The 408-nt window shown below is 40.9% G+C and carries 1 pseudogene; it reads right to left on the bottom strand.

Annotation, left to right across the window (positions count from 1 at the left end):
* Positions 1-408, bottom strand: a pseudogene (locus tag IQR33_RS34670) (hypothetical protein); the annotation flags it as partial.

Below are 408 nucleotides of genomic sequence, written 5' to 3'. Positions count from 1 at the left end.
AAAAAGCGAAGCTTCGCTAATAATTCATAGGGAGGCTCAAACACATCAGCTTGATATAAGACTCTCAATATATCGCCATTTTCGTGCACTTGCTCCAAGAGCAGTTCAACTAAAGGTTCATATTTCTCTAGCGCAGTAGTATCAGTTTGGATGTGATAAAGTGCCGAAACATAAGCATCAGAAAAGTCTTTAGAGTGATTTTGACTAATCGCATAAGGAGACGATATACGGCTTTGCTCTAACACAATGTCTTTAAAGTCATCATCACTGAAGGATGGGGACATCAATATCCCCCAGTCATTAGCAACCCCAACACGATCTTCCCAAAATGGTGAGCGGCGACCTGCGACAAACGTACAAAAATCATTCGGATCAGGGTAAGTTTCCGTCACAATATTTTCAGCTAAA

Origin of the sequence: Vibrio sp. OPT46, from assembly GCF_015163535.1 — a bacterium.
Taxonomy (GTDB): Bacteria; Pseudomonadota; Gammaproteobacteria; order Enterobacterales; family Vibrionaceae; genus Vibrio; species Vibrio alginolyticus.
Note: the sequence above shows the minus strand (reverse complement) of the source record. Positions and strands in the feature narration are given on the sequence as shown.